Annotated in this window: 3 protein-coding genes; 1 reads left to right on the forward strand and 2 read right to left on the reverse strand. The window is 31.1% G+C overall.

The window, feature by feature from the left end:
* The coding region (locus Q8907_15885) for a patatin-like phospholipase family protein (GenBank protein ID MDP4275749.1) at positions 1 to 959 on the reverse strand (959 nt) is incomplete at its 3' end.
* A 180-nt stretch (positions 960 to 1,139) separates the two neighbouring features.
* On the opposite strand from Q8907_15885, the gene pheS reads away from it, so the two are divergent.
* Positions 1,140 to 2,159, forward strand: a complete 1,020-nt coding sequence (gene pheS / locus Q8907_15890; protein MDP4275750.1) for a phenylalanine--tRNA ligase subunit alpha — start codon at positions 1,140 to 1,142, stop codon at positions 2,157 to 2,159.
* Here pheS and Q8907_15895 read toward each other — a convergent pair.
* The gene (locus Q8907_15895; GenBank protein ID MDP4275751.1) at positions 2,156 to 2,575 is read right to left on the reverse strand and encodes an OsmC family protein; all 420 of its coding nucleotides are present in this window, start codon (positions 2,573 to 2,575) and stop codon (positions 2,156 to 2,158) included. The two genes, pheS and Q8907_15895, sit on opposite strands and share 4 nt — an antisense overlap.
* Between the last annotated feature and the right edge of the window lie 48 nt (positions 2,576 to 2,623).

Here is a 2,623-nt window from a genome sequence, read left to right on the forward strand (position 1 = left end):
AAATTTAAAGAATCTGTATCTATACGTCTTGAAATTCTGGATTTAATTTCATCCATATGAGCATAAGTTTCATTATAACCTTTAGCAATAATCTCATTGGCTTTCTGAAAATCAAGAAGATTTACATCTGTAAATTTTGTTTCAATCAAAATTCCTAAACTATCAGGTAAATTATAATTGGTTTTGTTCATAATCATATTCTCCAATTGAAGAATAATATTGCTTTCATCAGGTTTTGCAGAATTTGAGGCACATTTGCTACCAATGATAATATCGGGCTTAAATTCTTTGGATACAACATCCCAAGGGAAATTATTATAAATTCCTCCATCAAAAAGTAAATGCCCATCAATTGTAATGGCTTTAAAATAAAAAGGGAAAGTCATAGAAGCCCTTACAGCACTGCCTAAATCGCCATTTTTAAGAACCATAGCTTTATTCCCGTATACATCAGAGGCAATACAACGAAAAGGAACAAATAAATGATTGAAATCACGTTTTGAAGCAGCGGTAGGACCAGCCATCAACTGTAAAAAAGCAAAATCCATTTGATGAGTAGGGATTAAATTAGTTGGAAGGATAGGCCGAGGTCCACCAGTAGAATCCTTTCCTGTAAATCTTACATTGATTAAGGAAGCATTTTCATCCTTCTTTTTAAAATAATACACATATTTTTCCTGAATTTTTCCAGTAGACCAAATTTGAAACTCAGGAGAAGAAACCAACTTTTCCATTTCATCAGTAGTATAACCAATTGCATAGAGGCAACCAATGATGGCTCCCATGGAAGTTCCGGCTATATAATCAATAGGAATATGATTTTCTTCCAAAGCTTTTATTACTCCGATGTGGGTTAATCCCTTTGCTCCTCCCCCACTCAGGACTAAAGCCACTTTTTGTCCGAAAATTGCAGAGCTAAAAACAATTAAAAATAAAAAACATATAAATTTTTTCAACATGATCCTTTAAACGCTTAGATAGTACAAAAATATATTAAAAGTCAACTTATCCGACTAAAGGGATTGAGAAAGCCAAATTTTTTATTCATTCTAACATCGATATATATTAAAAATTAATGAATCATAAAAAAAACCAACTTAAAAATAAATATCTTTGCACCATAAGTAAAAAATAAAGAAATGCTTGAAAATATTCAAAAAATAATTGAAGAAGCCGGTAATTTCTCTTCATCTGTTTCAAGTGAAATAGAGCAATACAGAATAAAATATTTAGGTAAAAAAGGTATTTTAAACGAAATTTTAGCAGATTTTCAAAAAATTTCCAAGGAAGAAAAAAAGGAATTTGGTAAAAAAATCAACGAACTTAAAACAACTGTTAGCGAAAAGGTCAAAAATCTCAAAAGCGAAAAGACTGATTTTGAGAATAAAAAAGCTGAATTATCCGATCTTAGCCTTCCCGGAAAAAATTTTGAAATTGGTTCCAGGCATCCTATATCATTAGTAAGAAATGAAATCATAGAAATTTTTAAAAAATTAGGATTTTCAGTATCAGAAGGTCCTGAAATAGAAGACGATTATCATGTTTTCACTGCCTTAAATTTTCCACCGGAACATCCAGCAAGGGATATGCAGGATACTTTTTTTATTGAAAAAAATCCTGATATTCTTTTAAGGACCCATACTTCTTCCGTACAGGTAAGAGTGATGGAAAACGAAAAGCCTCCAATCAGGACAATCTCTCCGGGAAGAGTATTTAGAAATGAAGCTATTTCATCCAGATCACATTGTATATTTCATCAGGTTGAAGGATTATATGTAGATACGGATGTTTCGTTTGCAGACCTTAAACAAACCTTATTATATTTTGCTGTTGAAATGTTTGGCAAAGAAACAAAAATCAGGTTAAGACCTTCATTTTTCCCATTTACAGAACCTTCAGCAGAAATGGATATTTCCTGTTCCTGTGGGGGTAAAGGTTGTGCTTTATGCAAACATACGGGTTGGTTAGAAATTTTGGGTTGTGGAATGGTTGATCCTGCAGTCTTGAAGAACAATCATATAGATCCACAAAAATATACCGGATTTGCATTTGGTATGGGCATTGAAAGAATAGCCCTGTTAAAATATCAAATAAATGATATCAGGTTATACTTTGAAAATGATATACGATTCTTAAAACAATTTTCAAACGCCTATTAATTTTTATTAATTTTTATTTCGTAATTAACCGGCATAGCTTTTTTATATACTGCTAAAACACCACAGTATTTTTCTATGGAAAGTTTTACAGCTTTTTCTATTTTGTCAAAAGGCAGATTGTTGCCTTTGAATTCATAGATTAAAGTGATTTTTATATAATGTTTTGGAAATTCTTCAGACAATAAACCATTAACTTTAACATTAAAATAAGCAGGTATGATCTTCATTTTTTTTAAAATAGAAATGACGTCCATGCCTGTACATCCTCCTAAAGCCGTAAGCATCAAAGGTTTAGGAGTACATCCCTGATTATTTCCACCTGCTTCATGTTTAGCATCCAGATTTATCTGAAAACCATCTATATTGGATACGAAATTCATGTTTCCCTGCCATTCTACATTAATCTCATTTTCCATAATTAAATAATTTATTTACGCATAAATTATAAAATATTTATTAAAATT

Source organism: Bacteroidota bacterium, from assembly GCA_030706565.1.
Classification (GTDB): Bacteria; Bacteroidota; Bacteroidia; order Bacteroidales; family JAUZOH01; genus JAUZOH01.

What these genes read in the sequence shown, in the direction of transcription:
- Q8907_15895 (MDP4275751.1), bottom strand. Translation starts at nt 2,575, where the DNA reads ATGGAAAATGAGATTAATGTAGAATGGCAGGGAAACATGAATTTCGTA.
- pheS (MDP4275750.1), top strand. Translation starts at nt 1,140, where the DNA reads ATGCTTGAAAATATTCAAAAAATAATTGAAGAAGCCGGTAATTTCTCT.